The sequence below is a fragment of the Oceanospirillum sanctuarii genome (genome assembly GCF_002150805.1).
Lineage (GTDB): Bacteria > Pseudomonadota > Gammaproteobacteria > Pseudomonadales > Halomonadaceae > Oceanospirillum > Oceanospirillum sanctuarii.
In genome coordinates, this window is the sequence record NZ_MTBA01000009.1 from 88,702 (window position 1) to 106,240 (window position 17,539).

Here is a 17,539-nt window from a genome sequence, read left to right on the forward strand (position 1 = left end):
CATAGCCTGATGCTTGCGGTCTTGGATAGTCAGTATTTTCCAGCAGAGTTACGCAGATGAATGATGATTACGGTTTTCGTTTTGGTGGTATCTCCCGTCTTTATGGTGCAGTGGCGGCAGAAGCTTTTGCTAAGGCTCATGTTGCCGTTGTCGGTATTGGTGGCGTGGGTTCCTGGGGCGCTGAAGCACTGGCCCGAAGTGGTATCGGTAAAATTACCCTGATCGATCTGGATGATATCTGTACTTCCAACATAAACCGCCAGATTCACGCGATGGATGGTCAGGTGGGACGGCCAAAAGTTGAGTCTATGGCTGAGCGCATCAAGGCGATCAATCCGACCTGTGAGGTGAATGCGATCTCTGCTTTTGTCACGGAAAAGAATGTTGCGGAGCTGATGCTGAAAGAGTTTGATTATGTGCTGGATGCGATCGACTCGGTAAAGCATAAGTGCGCCATGATCGCTTATTGTCGTCGTAATAAAATCCCGCTGATTACTATCGGTGGTGCGGGCGGTCAGACAGACCCTCTGCAGATTCAGATTGCAGATCTGAGTAAAACCGAGCAGGATCCGCTGCTGGCCAAAACCCGCAATCAGTTGCGTCGTCAGTATGGTTTTCCGACCAATCTGAAACGACGTTTCTCGGTGGAGGCGGTTTACTCAACCGAGCAGCTGGTTTACCCATCCGACGATGGGGAAGTGTGTCATCAGAAACCGGATAATGGTGAGTCTACCCGATTGGATTGTCGTAGCGGTTTTGGTGCGGTCACTGTGGTAACAGGGACCTTTGCTTTTGTGGCGGTATCCCGCATTCTGAAAAAGCTGGCAGCTAAAGCTCAGCGTCAGGCGGAAGAAAAGACGAAACAAGCCCGCTGAATCTAATCCGGCAGGTTTGCTACTGAAAAGCCCCGAATCCTTCTCTTATGCAGAGTGATAGATTCGGGGCTTTTTGCTTTGGGCATTTGAATACCGGATTTGCTCAGGATTACTTAATTACATTGATAATCTGCTGAGCCAGCTCATTCAGTGCTTTACTTGCATCACTCAGGCCATCCTGTGCAGTATCCATCTCATTCAGACTCTTTTCAATCACTTGAGAGAAGTAGTCTTCCTGCTCCAGTGTCAGATCCAGTTCGTGGAAGCTGGCGCGAATCTCAAGAATGATATTGTTGATCTGAGAGGCCATCTTGGTTTCATGGCCGCTGATTTCTGAGCTTAGCTGGTCGATAATAGTCTGCACCTTACCCAGAATACCTTTCAGGGCTTTTTCCCGTTCGAGATCCAGATATTTAGCTTCAAGCCCTTCAATAATGACTGCGGTAACATCCCGCAGGCGACCGTAATTCACCTCATCATCCATCGGCATGTTTTTGATCAGGAAGGAGACATGGTTGTCATTCAGGATGGTGCGATTATCAAAGTCATACAGACGACCAACACCCCTTAACAGCTCAAAAATATTTAGCTCAATCGGGCTGCACTCACCGTTGATCTGGTCGTAGGAGTGGGTCTCTTTACCATGAAACTGCAGGCTGGTAATCAGGTTCAGACTGCCCATCATTTCAAAGAAGTGCTTGGCAACTTCATCCAGTGAGCTGGCCTGCATGCTGTTTTTGAAGAACTGGAGTACGTAGCCATATTGAGAGGCTTCTGCCATGGACTGGAAAGCCATGGTACGGGAGAAAGCTTCCTGATCTTTCAGGCTGCGTTTGGACAGTTGGTATTCAGCAACGGCATGTACTTTGGCGAACAGTTCCTTCATTTCAAAAGGCTTGGGAACGAAGTCATCGCCACCGGCATCGTAGGCTTTCAGGCGCTCTTCCAGGGAGTTGTGTCCGGAAACAAAGATGACCGAAAACTCCTGGTCAGACTCTTTCAACTCGCGGCAAAGTTCAATTCCACTCTTACCGGGCATATTAATATCTAACAGGATAATGTCCGGTTTGTGTTCTTTAAAAAGGGTTTCGGCGTCTTCACTGGTGGTGGCAGAGAAAAGCTGGTACTCGCCTTCCAGCATGTCAGTGACCATCTCACAGTGCATCTCGTCATCATCTACGATCAGAAGAGTTAGCTCATTCATTCTTATTGATCCTTAGTCATCAGCCGGTGGGGACAGCTCTTGTTATTATGATTTTTACCAACATAACTAAATAATTTGAGTGGGGCCTGATTCTTTACATTGGTCAATTACGACAGTGAGTCTGCTTAAGGTATAGCGTTCTCAGACTCTGGTTTCATTGACGTAGGCCGCAGCCCATTTGATAAAGTCTTCCGGAGGCAGGGCTTTGCTGTACAGATAACCCTGTCCGATATCACAACCCATCATCTGAAGGGCATCTCTGATTTCTTCCGTTTCAATACCCTCCGCGATACAGCGTACGTTCAGCTGTCGGGCGAGGGATATGGATGACTCGACAATAGCTTTTGAAATAGGGCTGCTCAGCATGTGGAAGACAAAACTTTTATCAATTTTGATCTCGTTAAAGGGTAGCTGGTTGAGCTGAGACAGAGAGGAATAACCGGTGCCGAAGTCATCAATAGACAGGTAAAAACCCTTCAGGCGCAGACGGGTGAGGGTATCCAGAACCGCCTGATTATTATCGTTAAGGCCGATGCGTTCGGTGATTTCGAATGTGATCAGCTCAGCAGGAATCGGATGGTCTTTTAACAGCCGAAGCATCAGGCCGGGCAGATCCAGTTCACCCAGATAGGCGGCAGACAAATTGATTGAGGTTTGCATCGGAGGTAAACCGGATGCCTGCCAATAGATCATCTGTCTCATGGTTTGCTCAATCACGCTTTCTGTCAGCGGCAGAATCTGCTGATTACTTTCAATTTCCGGCAGGAAATCATCAGGCATCACCAGCCCATTCGGATGATGCCAGCGAACCAGAGCCTCTACGCCGTGAAGTTCACCGGTTTTCAGGTCGATTTGAGGCTGGTAATAAGCCACAAATTCACCATTCTGAATCCCTTTGGCGATATCCTCAGGAGCAAACTTTTGAGCACTGGGCTTGGCTCCGCTTTTTGATGCTGCAGGCTTGGTCTGTATGAGCGGCAGTTCCAAAAGATCTTTCAGCATCTGGATACTGAAGGGCTTATTCAATTGTCCCAGCACGGGTACATTCAGTCGATCTGCCAGTTTGTGCGCGCCATCGAGTACAGAGCGCTCGAAACCTGTCATCAGAATCAGTTGTGGCTTAACCGCCAGTGAACCCAGGTGATTGATAATTTCAATGCCGTCAACATCGGGCATCGAAAGGTCCAGAGCGAGAACATCCGGTAGCGGATTGAGCTTCAGATCATCCAGTTCGTTCAGCACACTGCACTGTTCCGTGGAAAAGCCGAGCATATCGGCTACGTCGCTGACCAGCTCACAAATGTCCTGTTCGTCATCAATAACCAGCAGATGTTTTTTCAACGGTGTTGAAATATTGTTCATAGAAACTCCATGGCTCCGATCAAACACATTCGGTGCCCTGTCTAGGTATTCAATTCCATTGCCAGTGGCTCAGAATATGAAGAATATCCTGACGGCCAAAGGGTTTTTTCAACAGTTCGCAGGAAACGCTGCGAGCTTCAGCAAGGCTGATATTTTCCGAATATCCTGATGCCAGTATCACCCGTGTTTCCGGGGAGTGCTCTTTTACCCATCGGGCGAGGTTGACGCCGTTTTCTTCTCCGGGCATCACGATGTCGGACAGCACCAGAGAGAAGCTTTTGGCCTCGTTCTGGATAACCTGACGCGCATGGGCTGCATTTTCAGCCTGCTTTACGTCAAAACCGATCGCATCGAGTATTTCACTGAGGGATGAGCGGATATCCTCTTCATCATCCACAACCAGAGCAGTGTGGCCGGCTGAAATTTCGATATCCGGTACAAAATTATTGGGGGCACTGCCCACGGTAGATTTTGTTTCGGTTTGTGGTAGCCACAGGTAGAAGGTGGTGCCGACTCCTTCACGGGTTTCCAGTTCAAGGAAACCGCCACTACGTTTGGCAAAACCGTAAACCATACTCAGGCCAAGGCCTGTCCCTTTACCTTTCTCTTTGGTGGTGAAAAAAGGATCAAAGATTTTTTCCTGCAGTTCTTTCGGAATACCCGAGCCGGTATCTCTGACATAGATACAGGTGTAATTTCCCGGTTGGCGATCTCTGACGATCAGAGGGCTATCCATATCGAGGCAAATATTGGATGCCCCAATGGTCAGTGTGCCGTGCCCATCCATCGCATCTCTGGCATTAATAGCCAGATTGATCATCACATCCTCAAAATCCCCCCGGTCAATCAGCACCGGCCAAAGGTCGGGAGCTATCTCCATCACCACCTGAATGTTCTTGGTCAGCGATTTGGTCATCAGCTCAATCAGGTCGCCCAGAATATCGCCGATGTGGCAGACCTCACTGTTGATCTGTTGCTGGCGGGAGAACTGCATCAGCTTGTGGGTCAGGCTGGTGGTTCGGGTTGCCGCTTTGGTGATGGCGTTGATGTGTTTAGTGGCTTTCTCATTATCGGCCAGTTTCATCTCCAGCAGTTCGGCATGACCCTTAATGATGTTTGTGATGTTATTGAAGTCGTGGGCGATACCGCCAACAAGCTGGCCGACGGCTTCCATTTTCTGGGTACGGCGCAGGCTGGTCTCAATCCGTTTTTTCTCGGTGATATCGTGTACCACCATCAGAATCGAAGGTCTTGAAGAGAGATTAATCGAGTGAGAGTGAATCTCGACATCAACCACTTCGCCGGAATGCTTCTGCATCCGGCTCTCCAGCACATGATAGTTACCGTTGTCATTATTGATGGAAACCAGAGCATGGATATCCATCACCTGCTGAATCGGGATCAGGTCGTAGATGCCCTTGCTGAGCATCTCGCTGAGTGAGTAACCAAACACTTCCGTCGCTGTGTGATTCACCGCAATAAACTGAAAGCTTTCCCGGTCAAAGGCCATCATCGCCAGAGGGCTATCGAAGAAAAGCAGTCGGAACTGCTGTTCCTGTTGAATCAGATCGCTCTGGATCTTCTGACGGTGTTCGTTGAGAACCAGAATGTGCAAATAGTTGGCGACTTCACGAACGAAGTTGTACTGGTCTTCATGCCACAGCGTGCGTTCGGAGTCCTCGACCATCAGAAAACCGATCAGATTACTGTTCTTGATAAAAGCCGCGCATATAAGAGTGGCAGTCTGATTACGCTGAATATATTCCTGCGACAGAAAGCTGTTATTTGGATTAGGGCCATTAAGGTTAGCCAGTGACAAAACCCGAACCTGTTCCAGTTGACGAACAAAAGTGGCATTACTGTTCAGGATCAGAGGTGTGCTTTCGCAATAGTCGGCCTGAGACTGATCGATCTGCACGACATTACGAAATACCGGTGAACCTTCTTCCGACAGCCAGATGCCTGCCCTTGGCGTTTTTAGTGTGCTGGATGCTAACTGGCAGATGTCTCTTACCAGACGCTCAAAGGGAGCTTCTTCCTGTGTTGCAATCCGGGCGACCTCGAGGGTGGCTCGCTGCTGTTTCTGAATCCGAAAGGCGCGTTCATGACGCTCGGTTTTGGTTTCCATCTCAGCACGAATATCCTGCACCTGAATGGAAAACAAGAGTTCGGAATGTTGGATAAACGGAGTACAGGCGACGCGGACATTGATCAGCTTGCCGGTTTTGCTGAAGGCTTTCAGTTCCTGAAACTGATCCGGGTCTTTTTGGTGCAGATTAAGCTGGAGCTTAGGGATCAGGCGCGTCAGAGGTTGTCCGGTCAGTTTCTCTGTGGGAAATGCCAGCAGGCTTTCAGCCGCAGCATTGTGGTGAATAATGATGCCTTCGGCAGTGGTGATAAAACGGGGATCTTTACTGTGAATGAACTGGTAATCGTATTCGTTTTGGTTGCCGGGAGGTTGTTCTGGTGGTTGTTTGCTGATCAGCTCCCGCTCTTCTTCCGGCTTTTGCTCGTCCAGTGCCAACAGGTTGACACAAAGAGATATCAGAGGCTCAAGGCCGATAATTTCCTCAGAAGAGTAGTTGTCGGGACGACCAAACAAAACCAGAATGCCTTTTTTATCCCCCAGAGTATTGTTCAGTGGGATCAGTAATACCCGCTGAAAAAGCCGCCAGGCCATAGTGTTACTTAACTCTGCTTTGACCGCGGTGGAGCTGTTAGCTATCAGAGGAACTGTGCGTCGCATCTGTGGGAGCAAGCAGGAAAGAATATCCGATGCGTGTTTCTGCAGGTGCTCTTTATCTGAGGGCTTTTCCGGATCATGTGCGGCAAAGTCGGAAATCAGAGTTCCGGAGTGGTTATGCAGTAGAAAGGCAAATCGACTTTCGGATTGCCGGATCATCGCCTCCAGAGCTCCGATCAGAACCCCGGACAAAGGCATGTTTTGCTCCAGCTGCGTTAATAGCAGCAGAGAGGTGTGCAACGCTTTCTGAGATGCTTCTGCGGAACCAGACATGGCATTCCCTTGTGTCGTGTTCGATAGGATTCTGACTACAACCACTCACTTTTTAAGAACTAGGTTATTAGCCAATGAAAATCAAACACTAAGATGAGTTTTTGTTGTTGTTTTGCAGCAGGTCATCTTTTCTCATGCTGCTTGTGCTGACTATGCATTGTGCATACCATCAGGGCAATTTTTCACCATGATTGTTTCTGCTTAAAGAACAGACCCTTCTGGAGTCCTTTTATATGCACTACCCGGAAACCAAACTTCCAAAAGTGGGCACCACTATTTTCAGTGTTATGTCGCAGCTGGCTGCTGAACATAAAGCGGTCAACCTTTCTCAGGGATTTCCCGATTTCGATGGCCCAGAGATGATCCGGGAGCGTGTTACTCACTATATGCAATCCGGTGCAAATCAATATGCGCCTTTTGTTGGAGTTCCTCCATTGCGTCAGGCGATTGCAGATAAAGTTGCTCGTCTTTATGGTGCACAGGTTAATGCAGATACCGATGTGACGGTGACTTCTGGTGCGTCTGAGGCGATCTATGCCGCGATCAGTGCCACGGTTCGGCAGGGGGATGAAGTGATTGTGTTTGATCCCTGCTATGACTGCTATGAGCCCGCCATCGAGCTTAATGGCGGGATCTGTCGCCATGTCGCTCTGGACCTGCCGGAATTCAGAATCAATTGGCAGGCGCTTGAAGATGCGATTACGCCCCGAACCCGGATGATTATTGTCAACGCGCCTCATAATCCGAGCGGTGTAAGTCTGACCCGTGAAGAGCTGGATAAGCTGGCGACTCTGATTCGGGATACTCACATCCTGCTGTTAGGGGATGAGGTCTATGAGCACATCGTTTTTGACGGTCAGCCTCACAATAGCCTGCTAACCCATGAAGAGTTGGCAAAGCGTAGCTTTGTTATCTCTTCCTTTGGTAAGACCTATCACATCACTGGGTGGAAGATCGGTTATTGTGTGGCCCCGAAAGAGCTTTCTGCGGAGTTGCGCAAGGTGCATCAGTACATTGCCTTTTGTACGCCGACGCCTATGCAGCTGGCGATTGCAGACTACATGAATGCCCATCCTGAATATGAAAATGAACTACCGGCTTTCTATCAGGAGAAACGCGATATTTTCTGCCGGGAGATTCAGAACAGTCGGTTTGATTTCAGCCCAAGCCAGGGGACTTACTTCCAGTTAGCGGATTACAGCCAGATCAGTGATCTGGACGACGTCAGCTTTGCCCGTTGGCTGACCACTGAAGCGGGGGTTGCGGCTATTCCGGTTTCTGTATTCTGCGAAAAGCCGTCTGCTGAAATGAAACTGGTACGTTTCTGTTTTGCCAAAAATGAAGACACTTTGAAACAGGCAGGAGAGTTGTTATGTCGTCTCTAGTGGAAAATGATCAGAGCGCACTTAATACATTGCGGGTCACTCTGGTTCAGTCAGATCTTTTCTGGCATGAGCCCGAGCAGAACCGAGCGATGTTTACGGATAAGCTAGCGTCTTTGGCGGGCAATACAGATCTGGTGATTCTGCCTGAAATGTTCACCACAGGTTTCTCCATGGAGCCTGAAGCCATTGCCGAACCCGCAGACCAGCAAACCCTGCAATGGATGCAGCAACAGGCGGCTTCGATTTCAGCTGTAGTGTGTGGCAGCGTCGCGGTTAAGGATGATGCTGGTTGTTATAACCGCTTTTACTGGGTTCAGCCGGATGGTCTCTGGCACTCTTATGATAAGCATCACCTGTTCCGCATGGCCGGAGAGCATGAACATTATCAGGCAGGTCAGACCCGTGATGTCATCGAGTACAGAGGCTGGCGCATTTTTCCTCAGATCTGTTATGACCTTCGCTTCCCAGTGTGGAGCAGGAATCACAATGACTATGATCTGGCGATCTATGTGGCCAACTGGCCGGAAGTTCGTGAGCATCCTTGGCAGGTTTTGCTGCAGGCCCGTGCGATTGAGAACCTTTGCTATGTAGCTGGTGTGAATCGGGTTGGAACGGATGGTAACGGGCTGGCTTACAGTGGCCGTTCAGCACTGATCGACTTTAAAGGTCATAGTCTTGAAGATCACAAGGCTGGAGAGGCTTTTGTTTCCACATACAGTATCGATCTGAACAGCTTGCAGGACTTTCGTAAAGCGTTTCCAGCTTTTGAAGATGCTGACGCTTTTGGTTTTGAGTAAAGCGCAGAGTTAAGCAACCCCCCAGAGTTACAGCAAACTCCTTTTGGTTGGTTAACCATCTACTTCCTCACTGTAGCTCTGATAAAACCTCCTGAAGTAAAAATCTTCAGGAGGTTTTTATTTTCTGCAAGATAATCGCCGCTGCTCTTCACTGGTGCAGCTCCGGTTTTGCCTAGGGCATGTACTCTGCAATGGCTTCATCCGTTGCTATTTCTCCATTTCCTATCGATGCCTTTTCTTTCATTAGCGACAGCCTGAGCGGTGAAAAAGACTTACTTTTCAGTGCGGTTATCAAAATCTGAACTAACCTGAAAATCAGAACCGGTCAGTCGTCAGGTAACAAAAAAGTGTTACCTGAGCTTGGTTTTGCAGAGCTTTGTGCACTCAAAAGTAACTTTTTGTGCTGTATTTGAGTGCAATCTCAGCAAAACCTTATCCATTTTCCGGTTTTTTCTCTGTTTAAAGTTTTATCTACCTGAAGGTAAAGGTTGGTGTTGACGAAACCCAGCCTGATCAGGCTGAACGCGATTCGAAAAGGAATTTTTGAACCGGTGTTCAGGAAACTGAAAAACTAAAACAGTCGTTTAAATGCAAATTGGAATAGCCGTTGCATATAGACTAAAGGTGAGTATGTAGCCATAAGCTACTACGAATCCCCAAGACACTAGAGGATTAATAACAATGAAGAAAATGGGTCTGATTGCTGCTACAGCAGCTATGACAGTAGGTCTTTCTGTAAATGCATCTGCCGCTGATACTCTGGCAGCTGTTAAAGAACGGGGTTTTGTTCAGTGTGGTGTAACCACGGGTGTACCGGGTTACTCCAACCCTGATGACAAAGGCAACTGGAAGGGAATGGATGTTGATGTTTGTCGTGGTATCGCTGCGGCAACCTTAGGGGATGCCAGTAAAGTTAAATATATTCCTCTGAATGCGAAAGAGCGTTTTACTGCGTTACAGTCCGGTGAGATCGACGTACTTTCCCGTGTAACTACCTGGACGCTGACCCGCGATAGCTCCCTGGGTCTGAATTTTGCGGGTGTCACTTATTATGATGGTCAGGGTTTCCTGATCAATAAAAACCTAGGCGTGAAGAGTGCTCTTGAGCTGGATGGCGCATCTATGTGTATTCAGTCAGGTACCACCACAGAGCTGAACGCTGCGGATTATTTCCGTGAAAACAAGATGCAGTTTGAACCGGTGGTTTTCGATACTGCGGATCAGACGGTAAAAGGTTTTGAAGCAGGTCGTTGTGACGTTCTGACTTCTGACCAGTCTCAGCTCTATGCGCTACGCATCAAGCTTTCCAACCCTAACTCGGCAATGATTCTGCCGGAGATTATTTCTAAAGAGCCTCTGGGACCGGTTGTTCGTCAGGGTGATGATGCCTGGTTTAATGTTGTTAAGTGGTCGCTGTTCGCCATGATCAACGCTGAGGAACTGGGTCTTACCTCAAAAAATATTGATGGCAAGAAGAACTCTAAGAATCCGAATATTGCCCGATTCGTAGGTGCTGAAGGTATTAAGGGTACAGGCTTGGGCCTGGCTGATAACTGGGCTTACAACATCGTTAAGCAAGTAGGTAACTACGGCGAAGCGTTTGATCGTAATCTTGGTATGAACTCTCCGCTAAAAATTGAGCGTGGTCTGAACGCGCTTTGGAACAAAGGTGGTCTGCAGTACGCACCGCCAATTCGCTAAGTCTGATGACAGGAGGTTGAGGATGCTCAACCTCCCGTTTGCGTTTTTGTTCTGAAAGTAGGAGATCCGCCTATGTCATCTGATGCCAACAAGTCGCCGTCAGCTTCACAGAAGACGCGCTTCTGGCATGACCCTGCAAAACGAGCCATTTTGTTCCAGAGCTTACTGGTTATCGCAGTGCTGGGTTTTGTCGGGATGATTGTTCAAAACACCCTGCATAATCTCGAGAGTCGGGGTATCACCACAGGTTTTGCATTTCTTTCACAGGAAGCCGGTTTCGGAATCATTCAGTCCCTGATCGATTACTCCGAATCCAGCAGTTACGGACGAACTTTTTTTGTAGGCTTACTGAACACCCTTTTGGTTTCTGTTCTGGGGATTATAGCCGCAACCCTTCTGGGCTTTATCATGGGTATTGCCCGACTTTCCAATAACTGGTTGATCTCAAAAGTTGCGTCCGCCTATGTCGAGATCTTTCGTAATATTCCGCTGCTGATTCAGATCTTCTTCTGGTACTTCGCAGTACTTCGGGCTTTGCCTTCTCCCCGTCAAAGCCTTGAACCTATCGAGAATATTTTCATAAACGTCCGTGGCCTTTATATGCCTGAGCCTATCTACGGTGATGGTTTTGGTTGGGTTGTTGCTGCTTTCTTTATTGCTGTTGTTGCTGTGTTTTTTATCTCCCGCTGGAGTAAAAAACGTCAGGATGAAACCGGTCAGCGTTTCCCGATGCTGTGGACTGCTGCAGGTCTGATTATCGGTTTGCCTTTGCTTGTCTATTGGGTCATGGGCAGCCCGCTTACCTGGGAAGCACCTGTTCTGAAGGGGTTCAACTTCCGTGGCGGTATGACGATTATCCCTGAGCTTGCAGCACTCTGGGTGGCCCTGACGATCTATACCGCAGCCTTTATTGCTGAAATTGTCCGCTCAGGTATTGAGGCTGTTTCTCACGGCCAGACTGAGGCAGCCAGTGCTTTGGGCCTGAATCGAGGCAAGGTGCTGCGACTGGTTGTAGTGCCTCAGGCCGTACGCGTCATTATTCCCCCTTTAACCAGTCAGTATCTCAATTTGATCAAGAACTCCTCTCTGGCGACCGCTATTGGTTATCCGGATCTTGTTTCGGTATTTGCCGGAACAACTCTGAACCAGACGGGGCAGGCAATTGAGGTGATCTTTATGACCATGTTGGTTTACCTGACGCTGAGTTTGCTGGTTTCTGCCTTTATGAACTGGTTTAACACTCGTATGGCGCTGGTTGAGCGTTAAGAAGGGAGTATTCATTGTGAGTGATTCTGCAAAAGTCACAGATACGTTACTGCCGGATCTGCCGCCACCTGCGAACAGTACCGGTGTTATTGGCTGGATGCGCATGCATCTTTTCTCGAGTCCGGTAAATGCATTGTTAACGCTGTTTACCCTCTACATTCTTTATATTCTGCTGGTGCCGTCTATCAGCTGGGCCCTTATAAATGCGGACTGGGTCGGTGATAACCGGGATGCCTGTACGTCAGGCGGTGCCTGTTGGGTATTCATCTATAACCGATTCGATCAGTTTATGTACGGTTTCTATCCTGAGATGGAACGTTGGCGCATTGATCTGACCTTCGGAATGCTGGCGGTACTGGTGATCTGGCTGATGGTGCCAAATCTGCCGAAGAAGGGACTGGTATCGGTTCTGACTCTGGTGGTGTATCCGATCATCGCTTACTTCCTGCTTTATGGGGGAAGTTTCGGTCTTGAAGTTGTGGAAACCCATAAATGGGGCGGGATGTCGCTGACATTGATTTTGGCAATCGTCGGCATCGTTGCAGCCTTGCCATTTGGTGTTTTGCTGGCGCTGGGACGTCGCTCAGAGATGCCGATCGTTAAGAGCTTTTGTGTGGTCTACATCGAGTTCTGGCGTGGTGTGCCTCTGATCACAGTACTCTTTATGGCTTCGGTGATGCTGCCTCTGTTCTTACCGGGAGAAGTCGATTTCGACAAATTGCTTCGGGCGATGATCGGTATCGTTATGTTCCAGTCAGCCTACATGGCTGAAGTGGTGCGCGGTGGTCTGCAGGCGATTCCAAAAGGGCAATATGAGGCCGCTCAGGCTCTGGGTCTTAACTACTGGAAAATGATGGGACTGATCGTTTTGCCTCAGGCTCTGAAGCTGATGATTCCGGGGATTGTGAACACCTTTATTGCTCTGTTTAAAGACACCAGTCTGGTGCTCATCATTGGCCTCTTTGACATTCTGGCCATTGTTCAGGCGGGTCTTTCCGATCCGAACTGGCTGGGTTTCTCGGTAGAAGGTTACACCTTTGTGGCACTGATGTTCTGGGTGTTCTGTTACGGCATGTCGAAATACAGCCAACATCTGGAGAAGCGTTTCCATACCGGACACGGTGCCCGTTAATGGTTTGTTGAGTGACCGACACCTACAGCAACTGATAAGAATAAAGTCTGGGTAATCTTTGAAATATGTTATCCGACATGAAAATTTGGAGTAGTTATGAGCATGACTCATCAGGTAGAAGACAAACTCATGGTCGAGATGCGTGGCGTTAATAAATGGTACGGTCAGTTTCACGTGCTCAAAGACGTTAATCTCGAAGTTAAAAAAGGCGAGCGTATCGTTATCTGTGGTCCCTCCGGTTCAGGTAAGTCCACCACAATTCGTTGTATCAATCGTCTTGAAGAGCATCAGAAAGGCGACATCATAGTTGATGGCACAACCCTCAATAATGATCTGAAAAATATCGAAACCATCCGTCGTGAAGTAGGTATGGTGTTTCAGCACTTTAACCTGTTTCCTCACCTGACGGTTCTGGAAAACTGCGCTTTGGCTCCGATCTGGGTGCGTAAAACTCCCCGGGAAGAAGCGGAAGAGATCGCGATGAAGTACCTTCGCCGTGTAAAGATTGAAGAGCAGGCTTTGAAATACCCGGGTCAGCTTTCCGGTGGTCAGCAGCAGCGCGTGGCGATCGCCCGCAGTCTGTGCATGAACCCGCAGGTGATGTTATTTGATGAGCCAACGTCAGCACTGGATCCCGAGATGATTAAAGAGGTACTGGATGTGATGGTAGAGTTGGCAGAGGAAGGTATGACCATGCTCTGCGTAACTCACGAGATGGGTTTTGCTAAGACAGTCGCTGACCGTGTGATCTTTATGGATAAAGGTCAGATCATTGAGGAGAATGAACCACACGAGTTCTTTAATAACCCTCAGTCAGAAAGGACCAAGGCTTTCCTGAGCCAGATTCTGAACCACTAATTAACACGTTAAAGTTCCTGTAACGCCAACCTACATGTAACGAAAAGCCCCGACTGATCACTCAGTCGGGGCTTTTTCTTAACTTGGTTTTTAATGTTGAGGCTTATCTGTCAGAAGAAAGCGTATTTGATGCCCAGTCCCAGCAGCATGCTTGACAGGATTGGCTGCAGTACACGATTAGGCAGACGGGTGCTCAGTCGGGTGCCCAAGTGAATTGCCGGCAGAGAACCCACTAAAAGTGCAGCCAGAAGCTGATAGTCCACATTACCCAGGAACATGTGTCCTACACCTGCAATCAGGGTCAGAGGCACAGCATGAGCCAGATCTGTACCTATAATACGAATAGCGCTCAGAGCCGGGAACAGAATCAGTAGGATAGCGGCACCGAAAGCACCGGCACCAACCGATGACAAGGTGACACAGAAACCTAGCAGCATACCCATCAGAACTGTGAAACGGTATTTGTGCAGTTCCAGAAAGCGACGAACCGGGCCTTCTTTCGTGTCGTGCATCTTGTTAATACGACTCTTAAGAAGCAGTACACCAGCTGTCAGCATCAGCATGACACCCAGGCTGTGGGTCAGCAGACTGGCATAGCTTTCAGGAGATGGGAAATAGTTCGCCAGAAGCCATACCGTAACGGCTGAAACCGGCAGGCTGCCCAAGGCCAGAGCGCCCATGATTTTCCAGTCGACGGTTTTTTGTTTGTGGTGTGCGATTACCCCGCCCGCTTTAGTAATAGAGGCATACAGCAGGTCAGTACCAATAGCGATGTGAGGCGGGAAGCCAAATAGCAATAGCAGAGGGGTCATCAGAGATCCGCCGCCAACGCCGGTTAGACCAACAGCAAGACCCACGGCAGCGCCGGATAAAATATAAAGTAGTAGATCCATATAGGCTCAGCTTATGCACTCAAAAAATTGCTCGGTTACCAGAGCGGAAGTAATCAGTATCAGGCCGTAAATTCGTCAACAGGCTGTCAGTACTGGGTTTTCTAATCGCATTAGGGTGACACTGCGGCTTAATCTATCGTGTCTGCTATATTCTTAAAAGTAATGTTTGCTTATATTTTTATGGCATAATATTCTTAAAAATCGATAACCCGAGATGATCGCGACCTTTAGTAAACAGTTCTGGCGCGCGATCTCATTAATGAGGAAGGTGGAATGAAATTACAGCAGCTGCGATATATCTGGGAAGTTGCCCACCATGATCTTAATGTGTCGGCCACCGCACAAAGTTTGTATACCTCCCAGCCGGGTATCAGTAAGCAGATACGTTTGCTGGAGGATGAATTAGGTATCGAGATTTTTGCCCGTAGTGGTAAGCATCTGACACGGGTTACTCCGGCAGGTCAGGAAGTTATTGATCTGGCGGGCCAGATCCTGAGAACCGTTGATAACATCAAGCAAGTGGCTCAGGAATTCAGCGATGATAAGAAAGGCAGTCTGAGTCTCGCGACGACGCACACACAGGCTCGTTATGCCCTGCCGGGTGTGATCAAAGACTTTATCTCCAAATACCCTGATGTTTCCCTGCACATGAAGCAGGGAACGCCGATTCAGATCTCTGAGATGGTTTCTGAAGGGGCTGCAGACTTCGCTATCGCTACCGAGGCCATGGAGCTGTTCAGTGACCTGATTATGTTGCCCTGCTATCGCTGGAACCGATGTGTTCTGGTACCTAAGGACCACCCTCTGACCAAGGTTAAGCAGCCGTTGTCTCTGGAAGATGTTGCTGAGCACCCCATCGTAACTTACGTATTTGGTTTTACCGGACGTTCTAAGTTAGATGATGCTTTCAATGAGAAAGGGCTGAAGCCTAAGGTTGTCTTCACTGCGGCAGACTCTGATGTCATCAAAACCTATGTGCGCATGGGAATGGGGGTCGGTATTGTGGCGCGTATGGCCTTTGATGAAGAAGTTGATAAGGATATGGTGGCGCTGGATGCCAGTCATCTGTTTGAGTCCAGCACGACTAAGATCGGTATCCGTCGCGGCACCTTTATGCGCGGCTACATGTATGACTTTGTCACCCGCTTTGCGCCACACCTTGATCGTGATCTGATCGATGAGGCGCTGGCCTGCAGTTCAAAAGCAGATCTGGAAGCTCTGTTTGATCATATCGAGCTGCCGGTTCACTGATACAACGACAACACAGTACTCAAAAGTGCTGTGTTAGCCAAAAACAAAAAGGGCATCCGGTTGGATGCCCTTTTTGCTTATCAGGAGAAGCCGTTTATTTCTGCAGCTCTTATTTCTCTAGGTTACCTGCATGCAGACCGCACTCTTTGTGAGTGGCTTCTTCCCACCACCAGCGACCTTCACGTTCATGCTGGTTTGGCAGAACAGGACGGGTGCAAGGTTCACAACCGATACTGGTAAAGCCGCGCTCGTGCAAAGGGTTGTAGGGTACATCAAACATACGGATATATTCCCAAACCTGCTGAGAGCTCCAGTTGGCCAGTGGGTTGAATTTCACCAGAGGACTGTCTTCAGTGCCGAAGGCTTTATCCATCTCAGCAACCGGGACATTGTTACGGGTGCCCGGACTCTGATCTTTACGCTGACCGGTAATCCAGGCATCCAGTGTGCTCAGTTTACGGCGCAGAGGTGCAACCTTACGCACACCACAGCATTCCTGGTGGCCATCTTCAAAGAAGCTGAACAGGCCTTTCTCTTTAACAAAGGCTTCCAGCGCCTGATGCTCAGGAGAAACGATATCGATCTGAATGCCGTAGTGTTTACGAACGGTCTCAATGAACTGGTAGGTCTCAGGGTGCAGACGGCCGGTATCCAGAGAGAAAACCTGCAGTTGGCTTTTGTCTTTAATCACTTTGCTGGCGATTTCGACCAGAACCACATCTTCAGCACCGCTGAAGGAGATGGCGATATTGCCGAACTCCTCCAGAGCTTTTTCGATAATCTTTTTAGGTGACTCAGTATCAAATTCCAGTGCGAACTGGTTAGCGTTAAACGTGCTCATGCCTTGTCCTGTTATGGTGTGGCAACTGGCTTGTGGCCAGTGCTCATCAAGCTGTCTGATTCTACGATCATGATTTTGGCTATAAAATATCAGTTACTTAGAAGAAAAATAAATAAAAAGTGCTTCTATGAATATGCCCTAAAGGTTCAGCAATGCGGTTTTTCCATGGGGCAGGTCAAAGACTCTGGCTGGGTTTATGCCTTGGTCGCGTCTGACTTAACCTGCTTTCTGTGTTAATCTTTTTGCCGTTTGTCCTCCGGCTGATACCCGCTTAAGCAGCCTGCTACGAGGCGAATTTAATAAGAAATGACCCTATTACCTATATAGAAGGATTATTCCGTGGAACTGGCATGTCTTGACCTTGAAGGTGTTCTGATCCCAGAAATCTGGATCGCTTTTGCTGAAAAAACCGGTATCGAAGAGCTGAAAGCAACCACACGGGATATCCCGGATTATGACGTGCTGATGAAGCAGCGTCTGCGTATTTTGGATGAAAACGGTCTGAAACTGCCGGACATTCAGGCCGTAATCGCAGAACTTGAGCCTCTGGAAGGCGCTAAAGAGTTTGTCGATTGGCTGCGTGAGCGTTTCCAGCTGGTGATCCTGTCGGATACCTTCTATGAGTTTGCTGCGCCTCTGATGAAGCAGCTGGGCTTCCCGACACTGCTCTGTCACAAGCTGGAAGTTGATGAAGAAGGTCGCATTACCGACTACACCCTGCGTCAGCGTGATCCTAAGCGTCAGTCGGTTCGTGCCTTCCAGCTTCTGAACTACCGTGTTATCGCTGCTGGTGATTCCTACAACGACACCACCATGCTGGCGCAGGCGGAGCAGGGCATTCTGTTCCACGCACCGGACAACGTGATTGCTGAGTTCCCTCAGTTCCCTGCGGTTCACACCTATGAAGATCTGAAGGATGAGTTCCTGAAGGCGAGTAACCGCAATCTGAGCAAATAAT

At 48.7% G+C, this 17,539-nt stretch carries 14 protein-coding genes; 9 read left to right on the forward strand and 5 right to left on the reverse strand.

Annotated features, from left to right (window positions below; all coding sequences use genetic code 11):
* Positions 1-56: 56 nt before the first annotated feature.
* Entirely contained in the window at positions 57-875 is an 819-nt protein-coding gene (gene tcdA, locus BV405_RS14670) for a tRNA cyclic N6-threonylcarbamoyladenosine(37) synthase TcdA (RefSeq protein WP_086481641.1), read from the forward strand.
* A 109-nt stretch (positions 876-984) separates the two neighbouring features.
* Here the strand turns inward: tcdA and BV405_RS14675 are convergent, their stop codons facing one another.
* The 3 genes from BV405_RS14675 to BV405_RS14685 form a co-directional block, all read right to left on the reverse strand.
* Positions 985-2,079 (reverse strand): response regulator transcription factor, encoded by a 1,095-nt coding sequence (locus BV405_RS14675; RefSeq protein ID WP_086481642.1) that lies wholly within the window; start codon positions 2,077-2,079, stop codon positions 985-987.
* 141 nt (positions 2,080-2,220) lie between these two features.
* Positions 2,221-3,441, reverse strand: a complete 1,221-nt coding sequence (locus BV405_RS14680; RefSeq protein ID WP_086481643.1) for a GGDEF/EAL domain-containing response regulator — start codon at positions 3,439-3,441, stop codon at positions 2,221-2,223.
* Positions 3,442-3,490: 49 nt separating this feature from the next.
* Positions 3,491-6,457 carry a PAS domain S-box protein gene (locus BV405_RS14685; RefSeq protein ID WP_086481644.1) on the reverse strand — a complete coding sequence of 989 codons (2,967 nt, stop codon included), beginning with the start codon at positions 6,455-6,457 and terminating at the stop codon, positions 3,491-3,493.
* A 233-nt stretch (positions 6,458-6,690) separates the two neighbouring features.
* On the opposite strand from BV405_RS14685, the gene BV405_RS14690 reads away from it, so the two are divergent.
* The 6 genes from BV405_RS14690 to BV405_RS14715 all read left to right on the forward strand — a co-directional run bounded on the left by BV405_RS14690 (position 6,691) and on the right by BV405_RS14715 (position 13,596).
* Positions 6,691-7,842: a pyridoxal phosphate-dependent aminotransferase gene (locus tag BV405_RS14690; RefSeq protein WP_086481666.1), complete on the forward strand. Its 1,152-nt coding sequence runs from the start codon at positions 6,691-6,693 to the stop codon at positions 7,840-7,842.
* Positions 7,830-8,639, forward strand: coding sequence for an amidohydrolase (locus BV405_RS14695; RefSeq protein WP_086481645.1), 810 nt, complete (start codon positions 7,830-7,832; stop codon positions 8,637-8,639). The genes BV405_RS14690 and BV405_RS14695 overlap by 13 nt, the downstream gene beginning before the upstream one ends.
* A gap of 681 nt (positions 8,640-9,320) precedes the next feature.
* Entirely contained in the window at positions 9,321-10,340 is a 1,020-nt protein-coding gene (locus BV405_RS14700) for an amino acid ABC transporter substrate-binding protein (protein WP_086481646.1), read from the forward strand.
* 72 nt (positions 10,341-10,412) lie between these two features.
* On the forward strand, positions 10,413-11,606 hold the full coding sequence (locus tag BV405_RS14705; protein WP_086481647.1) for an amino acid ABC transporter permease: 1,194 nt from the start codon (positions 10,413-10,415) through the stop codon (positions 11,604-11,606).
* Between the two features lie 16 nt (positions 11,607-11,622).
* Entirely contained in the window at positions 11,623-12,738 is a 1,116-nt protein-coding gene (locus BV405_RS14710) for an amino acid ABC transporter permease (protein ID WP_245832346.1), read from the forward strand.
* A gap of 129 nt (positions 12,739-12,867) precedes the next feature.
* Positions 12,868-13,596, forward strand: coding sequence for an amino acid ABC transporter ATP-binding protein (locus BV405_RS14715; protein ID WP_217895674.1), 729 nt, complete (start codon positions 12,868-12,870; stop codon positions 13,594-13,596).
* Between the two features lie 110 nt (positions 13,597-13,706).
* On the opposite strand, the gene BV405_RS14720 is transcribed toward BV405_RS14715, so the two are convergent.
* Positions 13,707-14,489 (reverse strand): sulfite exporter TauE/SafE family protein, encoded by a 783-nt coding sequence (locus BV405_RS14720; RefSeq protein ID WP_086481648.1) that lies wholly within the window; start codon positions 14,487-14,489, stop codon positions 13,707-13,709.
* Positions 14,490-14,762: 273 nt separating this feature from the next.
* Between BV405_RS14720 and cysB the strand changes: the two genes are divergently transcribed.
* Positions 14,763-15,740, forward strand: coding sequence for an HTH-type transcriptional regulator CysB (gene cysB / locus BV405_RS14725; protein WP_086481649.1), 978 nt, complete (start codon positions 14,763-14,765; stop codon positions 15,738-15,740).
* A gap of 109 nt (positions 15,741-15,849) precedes the next feature.
* On the opposite strand, the gene BV405_RS14730 is transcribed toward cysB, so the two are convergent.
* Positions 15,850-16,581 (reverse strand): phosphoadenylyl-sulfate reductase, encoded by a 732-nt coding sequence (locus BV405_RS14730; RefSeq protein ID WP_086481650.1) that lies wholly within the window; start codon positions 16,579-16,581, stop codon positions 15,850-15,852.
* A gap of 339 nt (positions 16,582-16,920) precedes the next feature.
* Between BV405_RS14730 and thrH the strand changes: the two genes are divergently transcribed.
* The gene (gene thrH / locus BV405_RS14735; protein ID WP_086481651.1) at positions 16,921-17,538 is read left to right on the forward strand and encodes a bifunctional phosphoserine phosphatase/homoserine phosphotransferase ThrH; all 618 of its coding nucleotides are present in this window, start codon (positions 16,921-16,923) and stop codon (positions 17,536-17,538) included.
* Position 17,539: the final 1 nt, after the last annotated feature.